Source organism: Agromyces sp. NPDC055658 (assembly GCF_053618155.1).
On sequence record NZ_JBSHHD010000089.1, the window covers coordinates 1 to 1,662 of the forward strand.

The 1,662-nt window shown below is 70.8% G+C and carries 3 protein-coding genes; all 3 read left to right on the plus strand.

Annotated elements, in window-relative coordinates:
• A partial coding sequence (sigM, locus tag ACWGPE_RS18675) for an RNA polymerase sigma factor SigM (protein ID WP_452049260.1) occupies nt 1-647 on the plus strand: 647 nt, incomplete at its 5' end.
• Entirely contained in the window at nt 598-1,350 is a 753-nt protein-coding gene (locus ACWGPE_RS18680; protein WP_452049261.1) for a hypothetical protein, read from the plus strand. The genes sigM and ACWGPE_RS18680, both read left to right, overlap by 50 nt.
• 81 nt (nt 1,351-1,431) lie before the next feature.
• A partial coding sequence (locus ACWGPE_RS18685) for an FAD-dependent oxidoreductase (protein WP_452049262.1) occupies nt 1,432-1,662 on the plus strand: 231 nt, incomplete at its 3' end.

A 1,662-nucleotide genomic window follows, 5' to 3' on the forward strand; every position in this document is an offset into this window, starting at 1 on the left:
GGTTCGGGGGGACCGGCAAGCCGGGCACAGAGCAGCCGCGGGGGCACGATGCGGCCGTGCGCTCGGACGCCGAACTGCTGGCCGCCCATGTCGCCGGGGACCGCTACGCGTTCGAGGAACTGGTCCACCGGCACCACCGCCAGTTGCGCCGCTTGGCCTTCCTGACCAGCCGTCACCACGAGGACGCTGACGACGCCGTGCAGGACGCGCTGTTGTCGGCACATCGCACCGCCGCTTCGTTCCGCCACGACTCGGCGGTCAGCAGTTGGCTGTACCGGATCGTGGTCAACGCCTGCCTGGACCGCGTGCGCCGATCACGCAACCAGCCCACCGCGTCCCAGTACGAACTCGGCCACCTGGTTCACCTCCGCGACCCCGCGGGCGACCCGGCTCCCCGGGTGGCCACCGCGATCGTGGTGGAGCGGGCCCTGATGCAGTTGCCGATCGAGCAGCGCGCCGCGGTGGTCGCGGTCGACATGCAGGGCTACTCGGTGGCCGAGACGGCGCTGCTGCTCGGGGTGGCGGAGGGCACCGTGAAGAGCCGGTGCGCCCGCGCCAGGCACAAGCTGGCCCGCCTGCTCCAGTACTTTGAAGCCGATGAACGGCAGCACGCCCCGAGTGCCGTCGGACGGCCCGATTCCTGCTGAGCTGCTGGCTGATCTGCAGGCCGGGCTGCTCGACGACGCCACCGCCGCGGACGTCCGCAGGCGCGTGCGCAGCGACCCCCTGGCCGGCCCCGAGGCCAGGAACACCCTGACCGCCCTCGATCGGGTGCGCCGCGATCTACGCGAACTCGGTGCGGATTCCGAGTCCGCTGCCCCGGTGCCCGCCGAGGTCAGTGCCCGGCTGTCCGAGGCGCTGCGGACCGAGCCGGCCCCGCCGATGCCGTCCGCCAGACGCTGGAAGCTGATCGCCGCCGTCACCGGAGCGGGTGCGGCCGTGCTGGCCGCCGTGGTGGGCGGAGCCGTACTGACACACCCGGCCGGTCGGGCACCCTCGACCATGACCAGCCTGGGCAAGATCACCGTGTCACCGCCGCGCAGCGAGATCGGTCTGTCCGAATCCCAGATCCTGGGCCTTCTGTCGACACCGGCCGACCTGGGGCCGTTGACCGACCCGCAGCGCCGGACCGCCTGCCTGACCGCGCTGGGCTATCCCTCCGGCGTGACGGTCCTCGGTGCCCGGCCCCTGGAGGTGGCCGGTCAGCCCGGCGTGCTGGTCCTGGTGCCGCCCAGACCACCCGACACGACCGACTCCGTCGTCGCCCTGGTGCTCCCGGCGAACTGCGACGCTGAACACGCCGGGACGTTGGCCCAGACCGTGGTGAAACGCCCGGTGAAACGTCCGTAGTCTGTCCTACGAACTCACCTGGGAACCCATCCGGCCTAGGCTGACGTTGCAACCCGTGCCGAGTACGGCAGAAAGGCCTACATGTCCACCTCAGCGACGGTTCACGACGTCATCATCATCGGTTCCGGCCCCGCCGGATACACCGCAGCCATCTACGCTGCCCGCGCCCAGCTCAAGCCGTTGGTGTTCGAGGGCACGCAGTTCGGCGGCGCGTTGATGACCACCACCGAAGTGGAGAACTACCCGGGATTCCGCGAAGGCATCACCGGCCCCGAATTGATGGACGAGATGCGGGAGCAGGCCCTGCGCTTC

Coding starts and splice junctions, on each gene's coding strand:
- ACWGPE_RS18680 (WP_452049261.1), top strand. CDS start 598: ATGAACGGCAGCACGCCCCGAGTGCCGTCGGACGGCCCGATTCCTGCT.